The organism is Luteibacter sp. P4_E6 (genome assembly GCF_056401535.1).
In genome coordinates this window covers 1-1,045 of the sequence record NZ_JBFUJE010000882.1, presented here as the reverse complement: position 1 = coordinate 1,045, position 1,045 = coordinate 1, and the positions used below count along the sequence as shown (strand labels likewise).

Below are 1,045 nucleotides of genomic sequence, written 5' to 3'. Positions count from 1 at the left end.
CATTTCGGGACACATAGGTCTCGCATGCGCATCCCGCACTACCTCGTCAAAACCCCGTCTGGCACCTGGCACTTCCGTCGGCGCATGCCCGTGTCGCTCGTGGGCATCTTCAACAAACCCGTCATCAAGCGAACGCTCGGCACGCGTGAGCTGCCCGTTGCCCGTGACATCGCACTGAATCTTTGGCGTGCGTATGATGAGCTCCACACTTACGTGCGGAAGCTGGGCATGGCAGGGAAGAAAGACATTGCCGACATCATTGCGGCATTGAAACGCGAGGGTCGCCACTACCGCCTCATCCGCAAGCCGGACGGCTCGATTGAGGTCGAAGCGAAGGGCAAGGAAGACCATGCGCATGCCATGGAGGCGGTCGAGAAAATCGGGACATTCGCCAACGAGCCGTACGTCCAGCAACTGATGCGGGAAGCAGCGCAGCAGGCCATCGCGACGCAACACGCCCCCGCATTGCCAAACCCAGTATCGGCACCTGCCGCCACGCAAACCGCATTCCCGTCAGCGCAGTCCCTAGCCGGCATTCCCGCGTTGCCGATTGGCAAAGTCGTCACCGAGTGGCTCAGCGACATCAAGGCTGGTACGGTCCCGAAGACCCTTTCAATCAAAAGGACGGCGGTCGAAGGCTTCGCATCACACTACGGCGAGAAAAATTCCCTTCGCGATGCCGGCCGCATCGATGTGGGTCAGTGGGTCATGGCACTGCGCACCGGGGGGCTCACGACACCGACCATTGTCAACAAATGCAGTTACCTTCGCGGCTTTTTCGACTGGGCGAAAATTGTTCGTCCCGTATTCGCGCGCAAAGAGCTGATAGAGGAACGCGGCTTCATTGGACGCGCGTCCGGAGGTGTAAAACTCCACCTCATTGGGGTCGAGTGTGCGCAGGATCTCGCCAATCCTGGCGACCGCGTCGTCCCAGCCGATGGCCTCGAACCGGTCGAGTTGCGCGTTGTAGACCAGAGGCTCGGTCAAACGACCCTGGTCTTCAAGCTGGTAGTCGCTCCAGCCGAGGAGTTCAGTGACCGTGTGC

At 60.3% G+C, this 1,045-nt stretch carries 2 pseudogenes; one reads left to right on the top strand and one right to left on the bottom strand.

The features are described from left to right. Nucleotides 1–24: 24 nt before the first annotated feature. Nucleotides 25–147 (top strand): annotated as a pseudogene (locus AC1DT2_RS24320) (DUF6538 domain-containing protein); the annotation flags it as partial. 642 nt (nt 148–789) lie between these two features. Here the strand turns inward: AC1DT2_RS24320 and AC1DT2_RS24315 are convergent. Then, a pseudogene (locus AC1DT2_RS24315) lies at nt 790–1,045 on the bottom strand (CbbBc protein); the annotation flags it as partial.